Genomic DNA, 24,129 nt, shown 5'->3' on the forward strand with positions numbered 1-24,129 from the left:
TACATATTAAATGATCGGCATAAAGAAAATCACCTTAAAAAAAGTCAAAGCCAGTAAGTTGACTTTGACTTTTTTTAAAACTTTTACACATAAAACTTATTTTTTCTCTTCATCGTCCTGAACTTCTTCATAATCCGCATCAACGACGTTGTCATCTTCTGGCTGTTCGCCGCCTTCTTGTTGTGCTTGCTGTGCTGCCTGTTCATACAATTTCACGCTGAGGTTCTGTACCTCTTGCTCTAGTGCTTCTTTCTTCTCTTTGATAGCATCTAGATCTTCGCCTTCAAGTGCTGTTTTTAATTCTTCTTTAAGCTCTTCGGCTTTCTGCTTTTCGTCTTCTGTTACTTGTTCGCCGAGATCTTTAATTGTCTTATCCGTTGTGAAAACAAGTTGATCGGCTTCGTTACGAAGTTCAACTTCTTCACGACGTTTCTTATCTTCTTCAGCATTTTCTTCTGCTTCTTTCACCATTTGTTCTACTTCTTCATCAGAAAGACCAGAAGAAGATTTAATGGTAATGGACTGTTCTTTATTTGTACCTAAATCTTTAGCACTAACATTTACAATACCGTTTGCGTCAATATCGAAAGACACTTCGATTTGAGGTACACCACGTGGTGCAGGTGGAATGTCTGTCAATTGGAAACGACCTAGTGTTTTATTGTACTGGGCCATTTCGCGCTCACCTTGTAGCACGTGAATGTCTACTGCAGTTTGGTTGTCAGCAGCCGTTGAGAATACTTGTTTTTCACTTGTTGGAATTGTTGTGTTACGTTCAATAAGCTTAGTGAATACGCCACCCATTGTTTCAATTCCAAGTGAAAGTGGTGTTACGTCCAAGAGTACAACATCTTTAACGTCTCCTTGAAGGACTCCACCTTGGATTGCTGCACCAAGTGCAACAACTTCGTCTGGGTTAACGCCTTTTGAAGGCTCTTTGCCGATTTCTTTCTTGATAGCTTCTTGGACAGCAGGAATACGAGTGGATCCACCAACCAATAGAACCTTATCAATTTCGGAAGCTTTCATATCAGCATCATTTAATGCTTGGCGAGTTGGCTTCATTGTACGCTCAACCAATCCGGCAGATAGCTCTTCAAACTTCGCACGACTTAGAGTCATTTCAAGGTGAAGTGGGCCTGCATCTCCCGCTGTAATGAATGGTAGAGAAATTTGCGTTTGTGCTACACCAGAAAGGTCTTTTTTCGCTTTCTCAGCAGCATCTTTCAAACGCTGAACTGCCATTTTATCTTGAGACAGATCAATACCGTTCTCTTTTTTGAATTCTTGAACCATATGGTCGATGATTACTTGGTCAAAGTCATCTCCACCTAGACGGTTATCACCTGCAGTTGAAACAACTTCAAATGTTCCGTCACCGATATCTAGAATAGATACGTCAAACGTACCTCCACCAAGGTCATAAACCAAAACAGTTTGATCATCATCTTGGTTAATTCCGTATGCCAATGCTGCAGCAGTCGGCTCGTTAATGATACGCTCTACTTCCAAGCCAGCAATCTTACCAGCATCTTTTGTTGCTTGTCTTTCAGCGTCATTGAAATATGCAGGTACTGTTACGACTGCTTTTTCAACGGATTCACCTAAATATTCTTCTGCATATGATTTCAAGTGTTGTAGTAAAATTGCAGAAACTTCTTGCGGTGTATATTCTTTACCTTCTGCTTCTTCTTTGTGGTCTGTTCCCATATAACGTTTAATGGACTGAATGGTGTTAGGGTTCGTGATTGCTTGACGTTTCGCAACTTCACCTACTTGGCGCTCGCCATTTTTAAAGGAAACAACGGATGGTGTTGTACGGTTTCCTTCTGGATTTGGGATGATGGTAGAATCGCCGCCTTCCATTACGGCTACGGCAGAGTTTGTTGTTCCTAAGTCAATTCCGATAATTTTACTCATAAAAAAATCCTCCTTGCACACTGTTTGATTTGGTTTATTATTACTGGTTTACTTTAACCATTGCCGGGCGGATCACACGGTCTTTTAACTGATACCCTTTTTGAAGCACTTCGATTACCTGATTTGATTCAAATCCATCTTCTTGAACTTGCATCACAGCTTGATGGACAGTTGGATCAAATTCTTTTCCTTCAGCTTCAATTTCAGTCACACCGACTTTTTCCAAGGCTTGTTGAAGTTGTTGATATACCATTTCTACGCCTTCAATAAAAGAGGCAACATTCTCTTGATCGGCGCCTGTTTGCAACGCTCGTTCAAAGTTATCCAACGCAGGAATGATTTCTGTAGCAAGCTCTTGAGATTTATATTTCAAATCCGTCTCTTTTTCTTTTTTCATTCTTCTTTTGTAATTATCAAAGTCTGCTTGCAAACGAAGGAGACGGTCATTTAAATCAGCATTCTCATCCTTTAATTGGTTGAGTTCGGATTGATTTTCTTCCGAATCAGCTTCTTGTGACTCTTCAGTTTCGTTCTCTTCTTGATTTGTATCTTCAATTGTTTCATTTTCTTCTTCAATCACTTCATCGAAATGATCTTCTGGGTCTGTTACGATGCTATCTTTTTCGTTGTTATGTTCATCGACCAATCCAGTCACCTCCTCATGTAACGCTTCCTAGATTTCCAATTGTTAAATATATCATCTATCGATTAAAAATCAACTAGTAGGGATTGACATCAAATGATTAATTTTTATCATACCAGGACTTTAACGATTGGCTCATTTGCTTACTCCATAATTGAAGCATGGCAACAGCTTTCGCATAATCCATCCGTGTTGGCCCGAGTAAAGCAATCGTACCTACTTGGTCTTCGCCAATTGTATAGGTAGATGTAATTAATGATAAATCATTTAATGCCTCGATTTTATTCTCTCGTCCGATAAAAATATGGGTTCCTTCTTCTTTCGATTTTAAAATCGGTGCAATTTGTTCTTCGCTTTCCATCATACTGAATAGAATTTTAATCTTTTCAATATCATTGAATTCTGGTTGGTTTAACATGTTCCCTTTTCCACTTACATATAAGTTGGTCGGCAAGTCGATCAATAAAGCTTCTTCTAGCAGTTGGTAAGCTTTTGAAAAGTCGGACGTATACTTCTCAATTAAACCTCTCACTTCTTTCTTGATCATCCGGTCCAAATAGACGAGTGGTATGCCCACAAGCTTCTCATTTAAGATATTGACCGTCTTCTCAAGGTCTGATCGATCTAATCCTTGAGGGATAACAAAAGATCGGTGCTCAACATGACCCGTATCTGTCACAAGAATTGCAATCGCTGAATGCTGCGTTAACGGAACAATTTGTACTTGTTTTAATTTTGTTTCGAAAATTTCAGGACCAAGAACCAATGTCATGTACTGCGTCAATTCGGATAAAATGTTAGCAGAATTCTCCATAACACGTTCCAATTCGATCATCTTATGACTAAAATATTTGTTGATGCGCATGATTTCGTCTTTTGTCAATTTTAATGGGTCCATCAGATGATCGACATAGAAACGATATCCTTTTTCAGACGGCATCCTCCCCGAAGATGAATGAGTTTTTTGCAAGAAACCCAACTCCTCTAAATCAGCCATTTCATTCCGGATTGTAGCTGGGCTAAACCCGACTTGATCTTTTTTGGCGATGTTTCGAGAGCCGATTGGTTGTGCAGTATCAACAAACTCATCCACAATGACTTTCAATATTAACAATTGGCGATCTGTAAGCATTTAACTCACCTCTGTTAGCACTCTTTTTGTTCGAGTGCTAATGCTATTATTAAATTATCAAAAACCATTTTAACTGTCAATAAGAGTGTATTGATTTTCATCCAATAGAAATGATGAGAATACTTCGTTACCGAACATTAACCCTTGCCGTGTCATACGAATGGTATCTTTGTCGTACTCAACCCATTCTTTTTGACTTAATCGTTTAATCTCTTTTCCGTAAACATCAAATAAAGAAACGCCATACTTTTGCTGAAACAAAGAATCAGATACGCCACTTCTTCTTCGCAGGCCAAGAAACATTTCTTCTTCAATTTTTTCTTTCTTCGTGATTTCATCGATATGTAATATCGGCTTTTTCCGATCATTGATCGCTTGAATATAATGATTCACCGGCCGGTAATTCACATATCGCTCATCGTTTAAATACCCATGTGCGCCTGATCCAAATGCATAGTAGGGTGCGTTACTCCAATAGGTCAAATTATGTTGACTCTCAAATCCCTTTTTCGCATAGTTACTAATTTCATAATGATTTAACCCGTTGCTTTCCATCATATCCATCAAGGCGATCAGCATATCCGCTTCTGTTTCCTCTGGCGGTTTATTCAACTTACCTTGTTGGTGACGCATGTGAAATACAGTTCGCGGCTCGATTTGTAGTGCATAAGATGAATAATGGGGCAAATCATACGCTATCGCTTGATTTAATGTTTGTTTGAAATGCTCTAACGATTGATCTGGTAGCGCGTAAATAAAGTCCATACTAATATTTGTCAGGTCATGACGCTCCAATGAGTGGACAGCTTTGTTGACATCTTCGACAGTGTGAAGCCTGTTCAACTGTTTCAGATAAGCATCATCCAATACCTGGACACCAAGCGAGACTCGGTTGACACCGAATTCTTTCATAACTTTTACATGATCTTCTGTAAACTCACCCGGGTTCGCCTCAATCGTAAACTCTTCAACTTCATCGACGTTAAAATATGTCGAGATGGACGTCATTAATTTTGTCAATTGTTCTGGATTCAAGCTTGTCGGTGTTCCTCCACCGATATAAATGGTGCGTACCGTTTTTGGTTGCTTTCCAATATATAGCTCCATTTCCTTGTCTAAAGCCTTCAAATAGTCATCTGCCAATGATTGATTGTAATACATTTTTGCAAAATCGCAGTAATGGCAAATTTCATGGCAAAAAGGAATATGAATATAAGCTGCGTTTGTCATCGGTAACCTTCTTTCTTCGAGACAGTGTGTTAAAAACAAAGAAAAGGGCGACCGAATTGGCCTGCCCTAGTCGTCGTCACCCATTTCAAGTACGGACATAAATGCCTCTTGTGGGATTTCGACTTTTCCAACCATTTTCATTCGTTTCTTACCTTCTTTTTGTTTCTCCAATAGTTTTCTCTTTCTCGAAATGTCTCCACCGTAACATTTGGATAAAACGTTTTTACGCATGGCTTTGATTGTCGTCCGAGCAATAATTTTATTACCGATTGCCGCTTGAACCGGCACTTCAAATTGTTGCCTTGGGATAATCTTTTTTAACTTTTCGGCGATATGCTTTCCTCGATGAAATGCAAAATCCCTATGGACAATGAAAGACAATGCATCGACGGATTCACCGTTCAGAAGAATATCCATTTTAACCAGATTCGAAACTTGGTAGCCTTTGAAATCATAATCGAACGAAGCGTATCCCTTCGTCTGTGACTTCAATTGGTCAAAGAAGTCGTAAACGATTTCGGATAAAGGAATTTCATACGTAATATTTACACGGTTTTCATCTAAATATTGCATGTCCTTGAATTGACCACGTTTCTTCTGACAAATTTCCATCACCGCACCGACAAAGTCATTCGGCACCATAATAGTCGCTTCAACATATGGCTCTTTAATTTCTGAAACTTCCTGCGGATCCGGTAGCATAGATGGGTTGTCAACATGGATGATCTCGCCATCATTTAATTGAACTTCATAAATAACACTTGGTGCTGTCGTAATTAAATCAATGTTGAATTCCCGTTCGATTCTTTCCTGAATGATTTCCATGTGTAAAAGTCCTAAGAAGCCACAACGGAATCCAAAACCGAGCGCCTGAGAAGTTTCCGCCTCGTATTGTAAAGACGAGTCATTAAGCTCTAAGCGTTCTAGCGCCTCGCGTAAGTCATTGTATTTATCCGCATCTACTGGATACAAACCACAAAAAACCATTGGATTCATTTTTTTGTAACCAGGTAATGGTTCGGACGCTGGGTTGTTCGCTAATGTAATCGTATCCCCAACCCGAGAATCTCCTACGTCTTTAATTGATGCTGTTAAGAATCCAACGTCACCAACAGTAAGCTCTTCTTTCTCGACAGGACTTGGTGTGAAAACTCCTAGCCCGTTTACTTCGAATGTTTTACCAGTCTGCATCATTTGGATTTTATCGCCTTTTTTTAGGCTGCCTTCTTTTATACAAATATAAGCAATGACACCGCGGTAAGAATCATACAAAGAATCAAAAATCAAAGCTTTTGTTGGCTCTTCTTCATCTCCAGCCGGAGCAGGTATATCTGTCACAATACGTTCTAAAATTTCATCTATACCTTTTCCTGCTTTTGCAGAAGCCAAGATAGCATCATCCGCGGGTATCCCGATGACATCTTCTATCTCTTGTTTCACACGTTCTGGGTCTGCACTTGGTAAGTCAACTTTATTAATAACTGGAATGATTTCCAAATCGTTATCCAAAGCTAAATAAACGTTTGCAAGTGTTTGGGCTTCAATACCTTGCGCTGCGTCAACGACTAGGATCGCCCCTTCACAAGCTGCCAGACTACGTGATACTTCATATGTAAAGTCGACGTGTCCAGGCGTATCGATCAAATGAAATAAATAATCTTCACCATCTTGATCCGTATATCCTAATTGTACGGCATTCAATTTGATGGTTATTCCACGTTCTCTCTCCAAATCCATGGCATCAAGAAATTGTTCTTTCATTTCTCTTTGGGTCAACGCATTCGTTCTTTCTAATATGCGATCGGCTAGAGTAGATTTACCGTGATCGATATGGGCAATAATTGAAAAATTTCGTACGTTTCTTTTCTTTCTCTCTGTCAAACTGCATCACTCCTGTAATTCGCGAAAATACGCTAGCTTGATTATAGCAATACAATCGACAACATTCAATTGATTTTCGTTACCAGAATAGCAAAGAAAATCGATGAAGGAATTCGAACAGGAATGAGAACAAGCTTTTTAGTCCTGTTTCCAAAAAGCTAGCAATCATGAATAGCTCGCTTCCTTTAGGCTTCTCATTTAATTGCTTCGTATGTTTTACTTCAAACGATTCAACACCCTGTTCTTTCTTGTCCAGTTCCGTTTCATTCGCTATAACTTCTGTTGTAGTAGGTTCGGCGTGCTTTCCGAAAGACACACCGACCTGAAAGATAAAGAACAAAACAATGAGAATACCTAAAAGTCTTAACATGATTACACCTCTTCCGCCGTTTTATTGAAATAATAATCTGCAAAAATTTCACTGAAGTACTTAATGGTTAAATAAAGTTCTTCAAATGTATTTTCATACCCACCAACCTCAAGAACAATCGAGTTCTCTGCTAAATCTTGGTTATAGACTCCGTTAACCCCAGATCCTCTTTTCACTTCCACACCCCGACTTAACGTTGGATATTTTTCTTCAATCCGTTCGTGAAGCTCTGCTGCGAATGCTAAGTTTTTCTCATAATTCTCATGTTCGCCACCGATGACAAACATTATCTTCGCGGCCTTTTGACCGTTAATTTCTGTCGTTGTTATATTCCTTGGCTGCGCATCACGATGGATATCGATCATAAAACTTAAATCTTCATTGTTTGCTTGCGCTTGTTGAACCACTCTTCGTGCATAATCATATGACTGGTGATAAACCATTCCTTCTTTTTTCAGTTCATTCCAAATATCCGTTTCATCCACAAACGATTCAATTTGCTGATTCTTTAAGTGTTCACTCATTTTTTTGGAAAGCTTCATAACGTTCTCCGTCTGATGGAAGGCTTCATCTGGAACTCGACCTTCTGATAGTTCAGGTAAAAAAGATTCTCTATTATGGGAGGTATAAATGAAAACGGACTCACCGGTATAGGTTTGATCTGGCTTACTGTCCTCATCAATTTCTTCATCTTCGAACAGATCTTCTGGAGGAGCTGACTCGACAGATGTGGTAAATTGGTTCGTTCCACTCCCTCGAATAGCAATCGTACTATTATTAATCGAAAAATTCGGTAGTTCATGCCCAAACAACAAACGAATATCCTGATACGGTAGGCTCGTGAGCATTGGCAATAAAACAGATGACAGTGACAATTGCTCATCTGCAGAAACAACCCCATCCATAATCGGCTGGTCAATGGTTAATAAATGGCTTAACGAAACAGCGTCCACATCAGCTAACCATTCATCCATAAAAGAATCAGATCCGTTTGGAATCGGTCTGATTGTAAATGCTGGAATTAACAGCCACAAGACGATAAACAAGACAATGAACAAAACAAATGGATTTTTCATCTTCTTTTTAAAGTTTTTTGAGTTGAAGGATATTGGATTCTTCATTCATTTCAACCTCTCTAGTAAAGTTCTACTAAAACTCTATTCAAGAGATGCAGATGATAGAACGATGAATCAACGAAAAACAAAAAGAACCCTAGTCTCGAACTTCTTAAACGTCCGCTAACTAGGGTTCATTTTGTTGACTCTATAAAAAATCTTTAGCATTCTTTGGATTGATTGATGCATGAAGTCCTTGATTCAGTCCGTTGGCAATCACTTTGCTTAATTCTTCAATCACCTCATCGACTTCTTTTGGTGTAACCATTAAATTATGTCCGATTGGATGAAGAACTTCTTGAATCAGCTGGCGCTTTTCCTCTTCTCCTAAAGCTCCGATCACGCCCATGAATTTTTTTCTTGTATCTTCATCTGGTAAATCTTCTTGTTTCAACTGTTTACGCTTGCCGAAAGACATTCCTGCTGGTGTTAATGCTTTACTTGCTCGATCTTGTTCAGTAATTTCCCTGCCAAAATGTTTAAGCATGTAGTCAATCGTGTCGCTTGTAATCGTAACCGCGTCGACGACAGTCGGTATTCCTATTGAAAAGACAGGAACATTTAATGTTGCTTCACTGACTTCTTTTCGATTATTTCCCACTCCAGAACCTGGGTGTATTCCCGTATCAGACATCTGGATTGTCGCATTCACTCGGTTAATACTTCTTGCCGCAAGGGCATCAACGACAATGATAAAATCAGGTTTGGATTGTTTGGTCACACCGAAAATCATATCACTCGTTTCAATTCCGGTCATACCCATCACCCCAGGAGTGAAGGCAGCGACCGGACGGAAACCTTCATCGACCGATTCTGGGTGAAGTTTGAAGAGATGTGCATTCACATAGGTTTTATTCAACGTTCTTGGACCTAGTGCATCCGGTGTTATATATTCATTCCCTAAGCCGACAATAAGGCACCGTGCATCTTCCGGGATTTGATGCTTTTGAATCAACCGGCTAAGCTCTTTAGCCATCATCGTACTGATTTGATTTAGAAAATTTGATTGTAAATCCCTTAACTTCTGTGATTCCAATGTGATATATTCTCCAGGACTTTTCCCTACACGTTTACTTCCTTCTTCGTCAATTTCTACGCGGGTTAATTTCACATCATCTTCCTGAAATTCTCGAATAATGATTCCGTCAAGCTCGTGTTCTTTTTCTGGATTTTTCTCAACAAACATTTCTTTTGCTTCTACAGCCAAATCTGTTCGTGGTTTGAATTCATTTTTCATCTAATACCCTCCAATCTCTGTTCCTTAGTCTGTTCTAAATTCCATATTTTACTCGATAAGCATTCGCGCTTGACAGGAATTAATTGAAATTTGGACCAAGCTTTGGTACAATAATTTTTGTCCAACGAATATTTCTTGGACATTTCATCAGGAGGTGAATGAATATGGCGAATACTAAAAGTTCAACAAAAAGAATCCGTGTGAATAATGAAAAGCGTACAGGAAACCAAACGATTAAATCTGACATGCGTAGTTCTATGCGTGAGGTGGAGAATCATGTACGTAACAACAATGTAGATGAAGCAAAAGAATCTTTAGTTACTGCGGTCAAAAAAATCGACAAAGCACAACAAAGAGGTATTATTCATAAAAACAATGCAAGTCGAAAAAAACGTACGCTTATGACAAAAGTAAATGAATTGACTTCATAAGTGAAAATTTAGTTGGAATTTATTAAAAAAAGAGCTGGTCTTCAAGCAAGCTTAACTCGAGTGCTTGAACATCAGCTCTTTTCATTTGATTTATTTGATTGATTTCAGCTCGATTCTTTAACCTCTAAGCAGGCTCACCAATTTTTCTTCCGGCTCTTTCTAAAAACATCTCCAGGGCTAACCATTTATCCTTTTCACCTGTTTTCATTTGCTCATCACAACGTGCTGCTTCAATGATCATTTGTTTCAATTGATCTTCTGTGAATCTTCTTTCCCTTTTTAGAGCCATTTTGACCGCATACGGATGCACTTTCAACTGCTTTGCCATTTGTTGTTGTTGGTAATTCGATTTTTTCAGCAATTTGCATTGCAAAATTAAACGGATTTGGGATGCGACAAGTGCCAACAGTGCAATCGGTTCTTCATTTCGTTTACGGAATTCCTTTAAAGCTGAAAGTGAATGACCTAGGTTTCCTTCAGTCAATGCATCAATCAATGTAAACGTACTCGTTTCTGCATGAGTGGAGACTAGTGACTGTGCTTGTTCATAATTAATTGCTCCGTCAGTCGCATATAAAGCGATCTTTTTTAATTCGTGATCTAAGGCTTCTATATGCTCCCCAATTCTTTCGATCAGTAGATCAATCACTTCATTGGACAACTGTAGGCCATGTGATGCTGCCATTGGTTCAATTGTACTTTTCATGTCATATAAGTTTGGTGGTGTGCAATCAATCACCATGCTATTCTCTTTCACTATTTTGGTGATTTTTTTTCGTTGATCGAGTTTTGGATAGGGAGCAATGATTACCACAGTCGTGAAATCGACTGGATGATTGATGAAATCCATCAATACATCAACCTGGTGATCAACATCTCCTTTATGTACTTGACCCGTCAAAAAATGTGCGCGATTGATAATCACTATTTTGTGATCGCTGAAAAAAGGAAACGTTTCTGCATCATGAATGGCTTCTTGGATTGGCGTTGTTTCCATGTCATAAAGCTGAACATCATCATTTTCATTTCCAATACTCGATGATTGAACAATTTTTTCCCTTACCTTTTGAATATAAAACGTTTCTTCTCCATATAATAAGAAAACACTGTGCTTAATTTTGTTCCCTTTTGCGTTCAAAAATTCCTTTGCATGCATTTTGATTCATCTCCTCCTTTTTTATCGTATAACGGATTACCTGCAATGACAATGCAAATATATAGAGGGTGTCAGAACTGACACCCTCGAATCTATATAAACGCCAAAAAGACAAAATCCCGGGCCGTTTTTGTCTTTGGCGGCGTTTGGTGGTATACTTATTGTGTGTATTGTTAGCAGGAATATAGCTGACAACTCTTAACAATCATTTGTTAAAATTTTATGGAAGTTATCGAAAAGACTAGACGTTAACTTCTGTCTACCAGTATAATGTATATGAAACGGGAGGGATGAACGTGAACGAATTCGAACAAGAAGTACAATCAAAAAACAATGATGTCGTTGATTCAATTAAAGGTTTTGGTTTTTCTTTCTTATTCTTTTTCATTATTTTCTTCATTGGAACAGTCTTTCAGGTGATCGGTTCTTAATCAGTATAGTTAGTTCAAAGAGGCTGAGTTATTCAGCCTCTTTTTTCTATTCTATGGTGTAAACGGAGAAAATGTGCTTTGTCCATTTTTATAGATCATTTCGACAGCACCATGGGTATCCGTTCGCCAAACCTTTATTCCATGATCTTCCAAGCGTTTAATGACTACTTGAGATGGATGGTTAAAGGTGTTGTCTTCTCCAACCGAAATCAAAGCATTCTTCACATCTACACCGACTTCTCTAATAAATGCTTCACTCGTAGAAGTTTTGCTTCCATGGTGGGCTACTTTCAATAAATCAATCGGAGGCAAGTTCCTTTGTAGAATGCGTCTCTCCCCTGATTCCTCTAGATCTCCGGCAAATAATGTGCGATGTCCATCTACTTCCAGAATAAATACTAATGAATGATTATTTTCACTTCCGGATGATCGATTTGTTTTAGGTGCTATGACTTCAATTGTTCCACCACCAAACTGTAGGCGATGACCGTGCATGAGATGAATGGGTTGATATTTGTCACCAAAATAGCGTGTAATTGGTTCGAGATCCTGTCTTGCCGCAATAAACAACCCTTTTGGTTTGAATGAATCCATGATTTCTTTTCCGCCTGCGACGTGATCGTAATCAAAATGACTAATCAATAAGGCGTCAATCTGAGTAATGCCTTTGGACCATAAAAAAGGTTGAATGATATTCTTTGTGTTTCTGTTTGATTGGTCCAAATGAGAATATACAACCTCTTCTCCTGCATCTACCATTAAAACACCCGATCTCCTTGGTAGCTCAATGACGAATGAATCACCTTGGCCGACATCAAGCATTGTAATTCTGTAGGCATTGTCCATATAAGGAAGGGCTTGCTGCATCCACCAGCATCCAATCAAAGCAATCGCGAATACTGCAGTGAATCTCAACTTTCCACGATTCCACATAGCCATCATGATGAGAAAAATTACATAATAAATGCCAATCACAAGAATTGATGGTTTGCCGACAATCCATTGAGCAATCGAAAATTGTTCAAGACCGACTAACGCATCCATCATTGGTTGGTTGATCCATATAAATAACTTTTCCAATAATACAGCAAATGGAGTGTGCAGAAGCTGCAACAACAAGAGAGTGATTAATACCGGTAGCATAAACACGGTGAAATATGGGACAAACAATAAATTGAGGAGAAATGAGAGCACATTTGTGTAGTAAAAGTGATAAAACTGAAGAGGCAATAATGCGAGTTGGCTAATTAAACTAATTTTTATCGAAGTCCACAACCATCCATCCGTTGTAATGATTTGCTTCGACAAGATTAGACTACACGTCACAAGAAAAGAGAACTGAAAAGAGAGCTGATAGAACAAATAGGGATCGAACACTAGAGAAATAATATAAATGATGGCCAAAACATCCAGCAATTTAACAGTCATTTTTAGCTTTGTAACCAGAATGACCAAAACAGCCATCAGGCCTGCACGAATGACAGATGGTTGGCTTCCAGCAAGCACAATATAGACCGGAATGCTAACGAGCAATATGTTCATAGCAGATTCTTTTGAAATGCGAAAACCAAAATACAACACAGCATAGGATAAGGCCAACAGTAACCCTACATGTAATCCACTAATCGCAAGCAAATGTGATAGATTCCAAAATTGAAAACTTTCCATCAGTTGGTCATCGAAATTTGACCGTTCGCCAAACAAGAGGGCTTTCATCCACATAGAAGTATTTGGAGAAAAAACATCGTCAATTTGTTCCAACAAACGATCCCGATATTCATATAAGGGGGATACGAACGATGAACCAACACACTCTTCAATAGTTGCATCATATGCAATTCCATGAATCCCTTGATGATTCAAAAATGAACGATAATCAAATTGGCCCGGATTCGTTGCTTGATTAACTTGCTCGATAGACATCTCTGTTAGGCAGACGGCACCATGCTTGATCGCATTTTTTTCAACTTTTTGTTGGCGGATGAGTACCATTTGCTGATTGGATAACTCAACTTCAAATTCAGTGTAGAATTCTTTGGTGATTGGATGACTTTTAATAATGGTTGGTCCAGCGTATTCTTCTGGTAGGGTGTTCTCATCTGAGAGGGCTGTTGTTTGAGGCGAGAGATATATGGAGAGGATAAAAAGAAAAAGGGATACTCCGAGAAACCATTTATGACTGAACCAAAAACGGAGAAGTGTTAGTAACAATGCTCCAAGCAAACAAAGGCTCACTGCAAACGGCAAGTATCCCAACGTATAGATTACGGCAGCTAAATAGATATTACCTTTCAATTCGACCTCACATCATTCGACATGCATGAATAGGTCATTGACTTGTTCTCGGTAATGACGTAATTTTTCCTCTTCGACCCCTTGCGCTTCCAACTCTTGAATTAATTTTGTCATTAAGGTGATTTTTTCTTTCGTCCCAGTGTCAATATGTAAATAATCCAATTCTACTTTTTCATATTCAACACCTGCAGCTTCAAGCAGTTCAATCGCATACGGATGATTCCGATAGTCTTCAGCATAATAAATTTTACTGATCCCACTTTGGATGATCGTCTTGCAACAATTCAGACATGGAAAGTGGGTGACGTAAATTTCAGCCCCCTCTGTTGGCACGCCGAATTTTGCACATTGTAATATCGCATTAATTTCTGCGTGAATTGTTCGTACACAATGACCTTCAATAACTTTACATCCGACTTCAATACAGTGATCGCCGCCAGAAACACTTCCATTATATCCACCAGCAATTACACGTTTTTCACGTACGATTGTCGCTCCAACTGATAACCGTTCACACGTACTGCGCAAGGCCAATAAATGACTTTGCGACATAAAGTATTGATCCCAAGAAATTCGCTCCATTGGTTATGATCCTCCTAGGTATTTTCAGTTTATTATTTTCCTTTAGTATATCATGTCAGCTCTATGGGACAATCACCATTTCTCTAAACCGCTCAAGCGTTTTTTCTCCGATGCCAGAGATTTGTAACAAATCATCAACGGATTGAAATTTACCATTTGTATCACGAAATTCGATAATACTTTTCGCTTTTTGTTCGCCAATTCCTGGTAAAGTCATGATTTCATCTAAACCCGCAGAGTTAATCCTTACCTTCCCTTCTTCCACTTTTCCACCTGTGGAAAAAATATTGGCGTCTTCTGTTTCTCCCTTAGCTGGTACGTAAATAACCATTTCATCTTGGATCAATGCAGCCATATTGACCATCAATTCATCAGCATCCTTTAAAAAGCCACCTGCTACCTGGATCGCATCCTTGACACGATCTCCTTCTTTTAACTGGTATACACCTGGCTTTTCAACCATGCCTTTAATATCCACCCATATTATTTTCGATTCAATCGAATCATCGATTGAATTAGTCACCTCTTCCTCCGCTTCAATTGGCTCTTCAATCACAATTGAAGAAGTTTCCGGGTTTTGCTGAAAGAGAAATAACGCAATAAGTAAAAGTAAAAAGATCAGTACATAAATCAACCATTTCTTTTGAATAATCATGTTCAAGACCTTCTTTCATATATTAATTTAGGGATACCTTTAAGGAGGTTGTGAAATGAATTGGGGAATTATCGGAACAGGCAATATGGGGAAAGTTCTTTTGCATTCTTTAACGCAAAGTCAGGCTGTGGAAGAAAAGAACCTTTACCTTTATAATCGAACATTGATGAAGGCTTATGAGCTATTAAATCAGTATCCAAACGTCCATGTCGAACGAAGTTTAACAAGCATGGCCAATAAATGTGATGTGTTACTATTATGTGCTAAACCGAAAGAGATCCTTGAAATTGCCAAAAAGCTTCAACCGAACATTAGAAAGGACCAACTGATTATATCGATTACGAGCTCGATTTCAACGGATCATCTTGATCAAATCTTACCGTGTAAAACTGCACGTATGATTCCGAGCATAACGAATCAATCATTGACTGGAGCCACGTTATTGTCTTTTGGTCAGCGAACGAACGCAATTGATCAGCAAATGATTAAACAAACATGCAAATTGTTTTCAGAGCCCGTTGAAGTCAAAGATGAAACGGTACGTGCCGCTTCTGACCTCGTTTCTTGCGGTCCAGCTTTTCTAAGTTACGTATTGGAAGATATGATTCAATCGGTTGAAAAGGAGACTTTGCTTAAGAGGGAAGATGCTGAAAAGTTTATAGAGACAATGGTGATTGGTTTTGGCCGTTTACTGGAAGAGAGACATTTTTCACTTCAAACTTTACGGGAAAAGGTGATGGTTAAAGGTGGAATCACCGGAGTAGGTATGAAGGCGTTGGAAAAAGAGATTCACAACAGTTTTAATCAGGTATTCATTAATACGCATGAAAAATTTGCTACAGAGCAAGAAATGGTAGAGGCATTAATCCATGAGGCAAAAATGAATTTCAGTGGATAATTCTATTGTTAATCAAGTCAAAGAAAAAAGCAACAAATTTATGTTGCTTTTTTCACTATGCTTCACAGACAAAGAACAAACGGTCTCCATCTTCACTTTCCTCAAAAAAATTAAAATCTGCATATACGCGTACAGTCGAAAAACCCGCTTGCATTAGCCAGTGTTTATATTGTTCGACCAAAAAAGTCCGTTGGGTATGCTCTTCGTCAAATCGTTGATAACGCCCGTCATCATCAGCTACGAAAAATGTGAGGTCGTAATGGACCTCTCCTTTTTCTTGCCCAGGTAGACAAAACCAAATATAACTTAGATCATCTGTTACATATGAATAAATTTCATCTTTAATCAGTTGGTTCATATGTTCAAGACTATGAACATCAAAAAGAAATTTCCCACCTGGATTCAGGTGCTTTTTTATTCGCCTCAAGGATTCCTTCACTTGGTCTTTTTCTGTTATATAGTTGAGAACATCCAAAAAGCTGACAATGACATCGAACCGTTCATCGAGTGATAACTGAACCAAATTCGCTTGCTCAAACTCGGTCGAACTGCCGTGTGGTTTTTTATCATTCGCTTGCTCAATCATTTCTGCGGACAGATCGATACCGACGACTTTTTTTGCGGTCGGCTCCAAGCGTAATGACATCTCCCCCGTTCCACAACCGAGGTCCAAAACCGACGGATTCAAATGTTCTTTGGTAAACGCTTTGTAAAAATCAACCCATTGATTATATGGTACGTCGGTCATGAAGTAATCATAGATTTTTGCCATTTGGCCATACATGAAAATTGCGTCCTTTCTTAGATCGGCAAGTCAACTTTTGACGCGTCGCCCCATAACTTTTCCAAGTTATAATACGCTCTTTCTTCTTTATGGAAAATATGGACAACAACATCTTCTAAATCAACGAGCACCCATCTTGCTTGCTCTTTTCCTTCTATTTTTTTCACTTCTTTTCCTTGTTCTTCTACTGCGTCTTTTATGGACTTGCTGATTGCGTCCACTTGACGTTCATTGTTTCCAGAACAAATTAAAAAGTAATCTGCAATTAATGATACTTCTTTCATATCGAGTGCAACAATATCTTGACCACTTTTATCATCACAAGCCTTTGCTGCAATCTCGAGTAGTTGTTTACTATCCAAATAAAACCCTCCTATTTTTTTGTTAATTCATTATATGCATGAAACGTATCAGGGTAAATCAATTGATTTTTACTCATTAAAAACTGAATCGTTTCCCTTAGTGTATATCGGCAACCTTCATCTAAGTCTTCAGTAGCTAACTCCCTTGCTTTATATACGGCAGGAAAATCTCTTCCTGGTTCAATATAATCCGCTAAGAAAACAATTTTTTCTTCAAGGGACATTCTCGCTCGCCCTGTCGTATGGTAACGAATGGAATGAAGTATATTTTTTTCTTCTATATTAAACTTTTCTCGGATGATCTCTGCACCTGCTGGACCATGTAACAGCTCTTCATTAAACAGCAATAAGTCTTTTGGCAGATGTACGGATGACTCAATCGTTTTTGTAAGAATTTCTTTATCAAACTCTTTTGCGTAATCATGTAGTGCAGCGGCAATACCTACTTGTTCTTGATCAGCATGATACAATTTAGCTAATTGCAATGCCTTTTCGGTTACACGCTCTACATGTGCTTGACGTTTGCTACTTAATACTTTTTTTGATTCCGCTAATGCCATTTCAACGTTCATAAAGATGATTCTCCCTTATATACCGTTCTACGTCTTTCTGCAAACCTTCTACCGGTTCATTTTGTTGTAATCCCTTTCGAATGCTAGTCGATGAATAGGGCAAGTCAGGAATCTCAACCATCTGAACTTGATCGGGTTTCGTATACGAATAGCCTTCTCTTCTCACCCCAATAAATTGTACCAAATCTTTTAATTCCTCGATTTGATACCAATTGGGTAAGTAAGCAATTTGATCGCCTCCGATAATAAAGTAAAACGCTACATCTGGATGAAGCTCTTGCAATGCTTTCACTGTATCGATTGTATAAGAACGGCCTTCTCGGTCGAACTCAATGGTTGATATGAAAAGTCCATCCTCACCATCAATCATTCGTTCCAACATACGTAGTCGGTCGTCTGGTGATGCCGTTGCTTCATCTTTATGAGGGGGTTCATAAGTTGGTATAAACCAGACTTCATCCAAATCCAATTTTTCTTTGACGGTTTTCCCGATCACAAAATGTCCTTTATGTGGTGGGTCAAATGTGCCCCCAAACAAACCTACTTTCATAAGATCACCTTTTATATCGGTATAATTATCTTTCCACACTCGTCGACCAATATAGCTCGCAAGAAACATGGGTGGTTGACACCCTATTATTGAAACTACGCATTATGGTAATTCAATCTGTTTATTTTCTTCAGAAGGCTTGTACAAAATAACGATATTCCCAATGATCTGCACCAACTCAGCATTTGTTCCCCGCACAATCTGTTGGGCGATCTCTTCTTTATCTTCAAAGACATTTTGTAAAATATTTATCTTGATCAATTCTCTTTTCTCAAGCACATCATTTAATTGGGCAATCAAATTGTCATTGACACCTTGTTTACCAACTTGAAAAATTGGTGATAAATGATGGGCTTCTTTACGTAAAAATCGTTTTTGTTTTCCGGTTAACATCTGATCACTCCTTCAGCCATTCTAACAGCCTTTCATTAGGTCGATGTCCTGTCCAAATTTCAAATGATTTTGCCGCTTGATGAATCAACATATCAATACCGAATAAAACTTCAATCCCCAATTCATCCGCTTGCTCTAGAAATTTCGTCCATTTCGGTTGATAAACGATATCACTCACTATAGCCTGTGGCTTTACGCGATCTAATCGGATAATTTGTGTATCGATATTCGGTTGCATTCCAACGGTAGTCGTTTGAATAATAAGGTCATATTTACCTAGATGTTCTTCAGCTTCAGTTAGATCGTATACTTGGCTTGTTTTTAGTTTCTTCGTAAGTTCAATTGCTTTTTCTTCGGTACGATTCGTAATATCAATCGTAAAATTTTCTATACCATTCAATGCAAGGGCGATTCCTTTTGCTGCGCCCCCTGCTCCGATAATCAAGATCTTTTTTTTCGTTTGATTGAAAAATTCTGATTTAGCTTGTCTTAAAGCTTCAATATATCCAATTCCATCTGTATTGTAACCAACAAGCTGCCCATCCATCAATTTAACGGTATTCACCGCATTCATTTCCTGCGCATAAAAGTCCAGTCGATCCAAATAAGGAATGATTGATGCTTTATATGGTGCAGTCACATTAAAACCCATCAATCCGTCTTGCTTCACTTGTTCTGTAAAGGCACCCAATTCTGCATGGGTTAATTCATATAATTCATATGCACCGTTTACCCCAAAATCTTTCAAAAAATGTTGATGAAGTTCAGGGGATTTGGAATGTTTGATGGGATTTCCAATCAGTCCGAAGTGATACATAGAATTCTTCTCCTTAGATAATTGCTTCGCGTATGATTACATTGACCCCTTCAGGTGCATACGCATCTACCGTGATTTTTCCGGCTGGAATCGTAATCCATCCAAGACCAGAAACTACAATATCCATTTTCTTTTCGTGAATATGAAAAGTTTTTCGTTTTAAAGCCGGCCACTTCTCTATTGTTTCTTCACTTGGTGGGGACAGCATTTCACCTAAATGATTTTCATATAAGTCTTCTGCTTTTTCCGTTTTCGTTCGGTGAATAGACAATCGGTTTGAAAAATAACAAATATATCCATATTTATCATCCGCTTCAGAAATGTCCAAGCGAACCATTCCGCCGACGAATAGCGTTTGTCCATCATTCAATTGGAAGACTCTCGGTTTCACTTCTTTTTTTGGAGTGATGATCTTCAAGTCTTTGGCAGTCATCAAATGGGCCATTTGATGATCATTAATAATTCCTGGTGTGTCAATCAAATTTGATTGTTCATCTAAAGGGATTTCGATGAATCCAAGCGTTGTTCCAGGAAAATAGGATGTCGTAATCACATCTTTTTCACCGACCGATTGATGAATTAAATGGTTGATGAAAGTCGATTTGCCGACGTTTGTACAACCGACAACATAGACATCTTTACCTTGTCTAAGTTGATCGAGTTGTAACGAGGCCTCTTCAATTCCTGTTCCTTTGACAGAACTGACTAAAAAGACATCCTCAACGATTAATCCATACTCTTTGGCTACATTTCGCAACCAAAGCTTAACTTTGTTCAAGTTCGTAGACTTTGGCAATAGGTCAACCTTATTACCGACTAAAACGATTGGGTTGTTACCAACGAACCGTTTTAAACCTGGAATAAAACTCCCGAGAACATCAAATAAATCAACAATATTGACGACCACTGCATCTTGGTCACTAATATCATGAAGCATTTGAAGAAAGTCATCTGCATGCATATTGACGTCTTGCACTTCATTATAATTTTTCAACCGAAAGCAGCGCTGGCAAATCAATTGTTCTTGATGCAGTGCAGATTCAGGTACATATCCAGGTTCTTGCTTATTTTCTGTCTGAATGGGTGCCCCACAACCTTGACAGTACAGTTGCTCATTCATATTATTCCTCCCAGTTCAACTTACCTTTTCGTTTAAAGTAATTCATAATTCTTCTTTCGATCATCCGATTGAATTTTGTAAAGAACCCATCCGATTCAACAACGGGTATGACAAGTATTGTATATAAACCTCCACGATTCCCACCGAGAACGTCAGTCAATAACTGATCACCTACCACCACAATTTCCTCTTTCGGAAGGTTCATGGTTTTTCTTGCCTTTCTAAAAGCTTTTTGTGTAGGCTTTTTAGCATTATGGATAAAAGGAATATCTAAGGGATTCGAAAAAAACCTTACCCGTTCTTCATTGTTATTGGAGATAATCGTCACTTGGAGTCCAGCTTCTCTCAATGATTTGAACCATTCAATGATTTCAGGAGTTGCCTCCGGCTGGTCCCAAGCTACTAACGTATTGTCTAAATCCGTAATAACGCCTTTAATTCCTCGTTCTTTTAAATAAGCAGGTGTTATTTCGAACACGTCTTTAACTTGGTCATTGGGCAAAAAATCTGAAAGCATACTTACACCTCACCTATATTCGCTAGTATTCATCATAAAGGAACGTCTAACAATTGAAAAGCGTTTTTAATGGATAAACATGAGCGAATCATTTTTTTGTGTATCATATGTTTACTTCATGGATTGAACGGTAATAATAAATAATAAGATTTATAAAGCAAAATAGCATGAATGTATGCTGAAAATCGTTCGACAAATTCATACATTTTTTTCTCTGTGGATAAACAAATCAACAGGATAAACATTAATATTGCAACATTTTCAAGTGATTTTTGATGCATTACGCACAACTTATACACAAGTTACACACAAAATAATCGAATTGTTTATTCACCTTATTAGTGATAGGATAAATCACGTAGGTTAGAGATTGACTCAGAGATTTATGGGAGGTGCGCCCTGTAAGGGTATTCATAATGGAACAATTATCAGATCATTTACTCATTGAGTCTTATTATCGTGCCATTAAGTTGGATTTAAATGATGACTTTATTAGCTTAATCGAACGAGAGCTTATCATTAGAGGGCTGGATGAAAAAATCAAAGAAATGTCATAAACAGCTTTTCTACCTATATATAACTAACACGAATAACCGTGTTAGTTTTTTTATTGGCTGATGGTTTACTCTTTTCAATTTTAATCATTAGCCATTATAATGGTTACTATATTTGTATTTATACCGTTGAAAGGATGTCACCATTCATGATTTACGCAGTTTTTGCACCAATTCTATTTGCAATCGTCATTCCATTCCTCAGCAGGATGAAACATAAAATACATACTGGATGGCTCATCCTGCCTGTTCCGTTATTGGTTTTTATTTATTTTGTTTCATTCGTCGGGAGTGGTTTTGAAAGTCAAGTAAGCAACTATAGTTGGATACCTTCACTTGATATATCGCTTAGCTTTCACTTGGATGGGCTGAGTCTTTTATTTGCTCTATTGATCAGCGGGATTGGTTCGTTGGTCGTTTTATACTCCATCTATTATTTAGACAGAGAGGAACGACTCGGTCATTTTTATACATATTTGTATATTTTTATGACAGCCATGTTGGGGGTTGTCCTATCCGATAACGTGTTTGCCCTCTATGCTTTTTGGGAGTTCACGTCCCTCTCTTCGTTTCTTTTAATCGGTTATTGGCATTTTAAAGAGAGATCCCGTTATGGAGCAATTAAGTCTCTATTAATTACGGTCAGTGGTGGTTTTAGTTTATTAGCTGGATTAATTTCACTAACCATCGTTACCGGGACGACAAGTATACGCGAAATGGTTGGCCAAGCGGATGTTATTTTGGAAAGTTCCTTTTTCCCTTTGATTTTAATCTTTTTATTGCTCGGTGCATTTACGAAATCCGCACAATTTCCTTTCCATATTTGGTTACCGGATGCGATGGAAGCGCCGACACCTGTTAGTGCTTATTTACACTCGGCAACGATGGTAAAAGCAGGAATTTACTTAATGGCTCGTTTCTCAGCCATTTTCGGTGGAGAACCTAGCTTTTTCGTGCTATTGAGTTTATTTGGAATCATTACTTTAGTATGTGGTTCCTATATGGCTGTCCGTCAAACAGATTTAAAAGCGATTCTTGCTTATTCAACGATTAGTCAATTAGGTATGATTATGGCTATGTTAGGTTTCGGAACGGATATCGCAATCTTTGCAGCTGTTTTCCATATTCTAAACCATGCAACCTTTAAAGGAAGCTTGTTTATGATTGCTGGTATTGTCGACCATGAAACCGGCACACGGGATATTCGAAAGCTGGGCGGGCTGATGACGTTTATGCCGATGTCTGCCACACTAGCCTTGTTTGGAACGTTTTCGATGGCCGGGGTACCATTGCCATTTTTAAACGGTTTTTATAGTAAAGAGATGTTTTTTGATGCATCACTCCAATTATCTGGATATGCAGGAACCTTTGTGGAAGTACTTGCTACCGTGCTTCCTTACTTAGCAGTGATTGGCAGTATATTCACGTTTGTTTATTCGATGTATTTATTCTTCGGAACATTTAGAGGTAAATATAAAGAAGAACAATTACCAGTTAAGCCGCATGAAGCACCATTCATGATGCTTTTATCGCCCATCATCTTAGTAGTTGGTGTAATTGTCATTGGGCTTTTCCCTAGTCTTTTCAACAATGGCTTATTGACCCATGCAGCAGATGCTGTTTTCGGTGCTGAGGTTACAAAAGAAATCAGTTTCTGGCATGGATTCATTCCACCGTTGTACATGTCTCTAGCAGTAGTCGCACTCGGAACAGTACTGTATTTAACCAAAACAAGTTGGGAAAAAGTTTACACGATTATACCTGGTAACTTTTCCTTTAACCGGATTTATGATTGGGGAGTCAATCAATTAGAAGCTGCTAGTAATCGGATTACATTCACTTATATGAATGGTTCTTTACGGCTTTATATGATCTTGTTACTAGCTTCTGTCACCACGATTACAGGAACTGTGTTATTTATTAGTGATGGCATCAATTTTGAAGTATCAGATGTGGCTCCTGTCACTGTTCATGAGGTTTTAATTGCGATTGTGATGGCAATCGCAGCAGTCGCAACCATTTTTGTGACCAATCGCATTGCTGCCATTCTAGTTGTAGGTGTAGTTGGATATGGTCTTGCGATTTTGTTCGTTCTATACAGTGCACCGGATTTAGCGCTGACTCAGCTGATTGTTGAGACTGTTACTGTCGCACTGTTTTTACTTTGTTTCTATCACTTACCGAACCTAACCAAACGAACAGAATCAATCGCCCATCGCGGTATGAACGCATTGATTTCGGTTGGATTCGGCGCATTGATGCTCGTCATATCCATTAGTGCATACAACAGTCAATTTTTCAGTACGATCTCCGATTACTTTACAGAAAACGCTTATAAGCTAGGCGGAGGAGACAATATCGTTAACGTGATCTTAGTTGATTTCCGTGGAATGGATACATTATTTGAAGTTTCTGTACTGTTTGGAGCAGGACTTGCAATTTATTCATTAATCCGTTTACGGAAGAATAAGGGGGCGAAATAAT

25 protein-coding genes are annotated in these 24,129 nt (G+C 38.5%); 5 read left to right on the plus strand and 20 right to left on the minus strand.

Translation table 11 applies throughout. The features are described from left to right. Positions 1–96: 96 nt before the first annotated feature. The 8 genes from dnaK to gpr all read right to left on the minus strand — a co-directional run bounded on the left by dnaK (position 97) and on the right by gpr (position 9,528). A complete protein-coding gene (dnaK, locus tag FPQ10_RS03470; protein WP_144160352.1) occupies positions 97–1,920 on the minus strand; it encodes a molecular chaperone DnaK in 1,824 nt (607 codons plus the stop codon). Between the two features lie 40 nt (positions 1,921–1,960). Beyond that, positions 1,961–2,566 (minus strand): nucleotide exchange factor GrpE, encoded by a 606-nt coding sequence (gene grpE / locus FPQ10_RS03475; protein ID WP_246569219.1) that lies wholly within the window; start codon positions 2,564–2,566, stop codon positions 1,961–1,963. 97 nt (positions 2,567–2,663) lie between these two features. Beyond that, a complete protein-coding gene (gene hrcA, locus FPQ10_RS03480) occupies positions 2,664–3,695 on the minus strand; it encodes a heat-inducible transcriptional repressor HrcA (RefSeq protein WP_144160355.1) in 1,032 nt (343 codons plus the stop codon). Between the two features lie 69 nt (positions 3,696–3,764). Beyond that, positions 3,765–4,925, minus strand: a complete 1,161-nt coding sequence (hemW, locus tag FPQ10_RS03485) for a radical SAM family heme chaperone HemW (protein WP_144160358.1) — start codon at positions 4,923–4,925, stop codon at positions 3,765–3,767. 66 nt (positions 4,926–4,991) lie between these two features. Continuing rightward, positions 4,992–6,806 (minus strand): translation elongation factor 4, encoded by a 1,815-nt coding sequence (gene lepA / locus FPQ10_RS03490; protein WP_144160361.1) that lies wholly within the window; start codon positions 6,804–6,806, stop codon positions 4,992–4,994. 79 nt (positions 6,807–6,885) lie between these two features. After that, on the minus strand, positions 6,886–7,176 hold the full coding sequence (locus tag FPQ10_RS03495; protein WP_144160364.1) for a hypothetical protein: 291 nt from the start codon (positions 7,174–7,176) through the stop codon (positions 6,886–6,888). Between the two features lie 2 nt (positions 7,177–7,178). Next, complete coding sequence (gene spoIIP / locus FPQ10_RS03500; RefSeq protein ID WP_144160367.1) at positions 7,179–8,297, minus strand: stage II sporulation protein P; 1,119 nt, start codon at positions 8,295–8,297, stop codon at positions 7,179–7,181. A 142-nt stretch (positions 8,298–8,439) separates the two neighbouring features. Continuing rightward, positions 8,440–9,528 carry a GPR endopeptidase gene (gpr, locus tag FPQ10_RS03505; RefSeq protein WP_144160370.1) on the minus strand — a complete coding sequence of 363 codons (1,089 nt, stop codon included), beginning with the start codon at positions 9,526–9,528 and terminating at the stop codon, positions 8,440–8,442. A gap of 164 nt (positions 9,529–9,692) precedes the next feature. On the opposite strand from gpr, the gene rpsT reads away from it, so the two are divergent. Then, the gene (gene rpsT / locus FPQ10_RS03510; protein WP_144160373.1) at positions 9,693–9,959 is read left to right on the plus strand and encodes a 30S ribosomal protein S20; all 267 of its coding nucleotides are present in this window, start codon (positions 9,693–9,695) and stop codon (positions 9,957–9,959) included. Positions 9,960–10,083: 124 nt separating this feature from the next. Here the strand turns inward: rpsT and holA are convergent, their stop codons facing one another. Next, entirely contained in the window at positions 10,084–11,115 is a 1,032-nt protein-coding gene (gene holA, locus FPQ10_RS03515) for a DNA polymerase III subunit delta (protein ID WP_144160376.1), read from the minus strand. A gap of 296 nt (positions 11,116–11,411) precedes the next feature. Between holA and FPQ10_RS03520 the strand changes: the two genes are divergently transcribed. Continuing rightward, entirely contained in the window at positions 11,412–11,546 is a 135-nt protein-coding gene (locus FPQ10_RS03520) for a YqzM family protein (protein WP_144087524.1), read from the plus strand. Between the two features lie 51 nt (positions 11,547–11,597). Here the strand turns inward: FPQ10_RS03520 and FPQ10_RS03525 are convergent, their stop codons facing one another. From FPQ10_RS03525 to FPQ10_RS03535, 3 genes are all read right to left on the minus strand, one after another. Then, on the minus strand, positions 11,598–13,841 hold the full coding sequence (locus FPQ10_RS03525; protein WP_144160379.1) for a DNA internalization-related competence protein ComEC/Rec2: 2,244 nt from the start codon (positions 13,839–13,841) through the stop codon (positions 11,598–11,600). A gap of 12 nt (positions 13,842–13,853) precedes the next feature. Next, the gene (locus FPQ10_RS03530; RefSeq protein ID WP_144160382.1) at positions 13,854–14,423 is read right to left on the minus strand and encodes a ComE operon protein 2; all 570 of its coding nucleotides are present in this window, start codon (positions 14,421–14,423) and stop codon (positions 13,854–13,856) included. Between the two features lie 61 nt (positions 14,424–14,484). Next, positions 14,485–15,078 (minus strand): helix-hairpin-helix domain-containing protein, encoded by a 594-nt coding sequence (locus tag FPQ10_RS03535; RefSeq protein WP_144160385.1) that lies wholly within the window; start codon positions 15,076–15,078, stop codon positions 14,485–14,487. A gap of 55 nt (positions 15,079–15,133) precedes the next feature. Here FPQ10_RS03535 and comER point away from each other — a divergent pair, with 55 nt between their 5' ends. Beyond that, positions 15,134–15,976: a late competence protein ComER gene (gene comER, locus FPQ10_RS03540; RefSeq protein ID WP_144160387.1), complete on the plus strand. Its 843-nt coding sequence runs from the start codon at positions 15,134–15,136 to the stop codon at positions 15,974–15,976. Between the two features lie 55 nt (positions 15,977–16,031). Here the strand turns inward: comER and FPQ10_RS03545 are convergent, their stop codons facing one another. The 8 genes from FPQ10_RS03545 to FPQ10_RS03580 form a co-directional block, all read right to left on the minus strand. Then, complete coding sequence (locus tag FPQ10_RS03545) at positions 16,032–16,760, minus strand: class I SAM-dependent DNA methyltransferase (protein ID WP_144160390.1); 729 nt, start codon at positions 16,758–16,760, stop codon at positions 16,032–16,034. 17 nt (positions 16,761–16,777) lie between these two features. After that, the gene (rsfS, locus tag FPQ10_RS03550; protein ID WP_144160393.1) at positions 16,778–17,122 is read right to left on the minus strand and encodes a ribosome silencing factor; all 345 of its coding nucleotides are present in this window, start codon (positions 17,120–17,122) and stop codon (positions 16,778–16,780) included. Positions 17,123–17,133: 11 nt separating this feature from the next. Beyond that, positions 17,134–17,694: a bis(5'-nucleosyl)-tetraphosphatase (symmetrical) YqeK gene (gene yqeK, locus FPQ10_RS03555; RefSeq protein ID WP_144160396.1), complete on the minus strand. Its 561-nt coding sequence runs from the start codon at positions 17,692–17,694 to the stop codon at positions 17,134–17,136. Continuing rightward, positions 17,684–18,244, minus strand: coding sequence for a nicotinate-nucleotide adenylyltransferase (locus FPQ10_RS03560; protein ID WP_255439671.1), 561 nt, complete (start codon positions 18,242–18,244; stop codon positions 17,684–17,686). Before FPQ10_RS03560 ends, yqeK begins: the two co-directional genes overlap by 11 nt. A gap of 102 nt (positions 18,245–18,346) precedes the next feature. Then, complete coding sequence (gene yhbY, locus FPQ10_RS03565) at positions 18,347–18,637, minus strand: ribosome assembly RNA-binding protein YhbY (RefSeq protein WP_144160404.1); 291 nt, start codon at positions 18,635–18,637, stop codon at positions 18,347–18,349. 4 nt (positions 18,638–18,641) lie between these two features. Then, positions 18,642–19,454 (minus strand): shikimate dehydrogenase, encoded by an 813-nt coding sequence (aroE, locus tag FPQ10_RS03570; RefSeq protein ID WP_144160407.1) that lies wholly within the window; start codon positions 19,452–19,454, stop codon positions 18,642–18,644. A gap of 13 nt (positions 19,455–19,467) precedes the next feature. Further along, positions 19,468–20,574, minus strand: a complete 1,107-nt coding sequence (gene yqeH / locus FPQ10_RS03575) for a ribosome biogenesis GTPase YqeH (RefSeq protein WP_144160410.1) — start codon at positions 20,572–20,574, stop codon at positions 19,468–19,470. Position 20,575: 1 nt separating this feature from the next. Next, complete coding sequence (locus tag FPQ10_RS03580) at positions 20,576–21,091, minus strand: YqeG family HAD IIIA-type phosphatase (protein ID WP_144160413.1); 516 nt, start codon at positions 21,089–21,091, stop codon at positions 20,576–20,578. Positions 21,092–21,507: 416 nt separating this feature from the next. Here FPQ10_RS03580 and sda point away from each other — a divergent pair, with 416 nt between their 5' ends. Together sda and FPQ10_RS03590 are read left to right on the plus strand one after the other, a co-directional pair. Beyond that, positions 21,508–21,648 carry a sporulation histidine kinase inhibitor Sda gene (gene sda, locus FPQ10_RS03585; RefSeq protein ID WP_144160416.1) on the plus strand — a complete coding sequence of 47 codons (141 nt, stop codon included), beginning with the start codon at positions 21,508–21,510 and terminating at the stop codon, positions 21,646–21,648. Positions 21,649–21,794: 146 nt separating this feature from the next. Beyond that, positions 21,795–24,128, plus strand: a complete 2,334-nt coding sequence (locus FPQ10_RS03590; RefSeq protein ID WP_144160419.1) for a Na+/H+ antiporter subunit A — start codon at positions 21,795–21,797, stop codon at positions 24,126–24,128. The last annotated feature ends 1 nt before the right edge of the window (position 24,129 follow it).

This window comes from Allobacillus sp. SKP2-8 (assembly GCF_007559355.1).
Classification (GTDB): Bacteria; Bacillota; Bacilli; order Bacillales; family Alkalibacillaceae; genus Allobacillus; species Allobacillus halotolerans.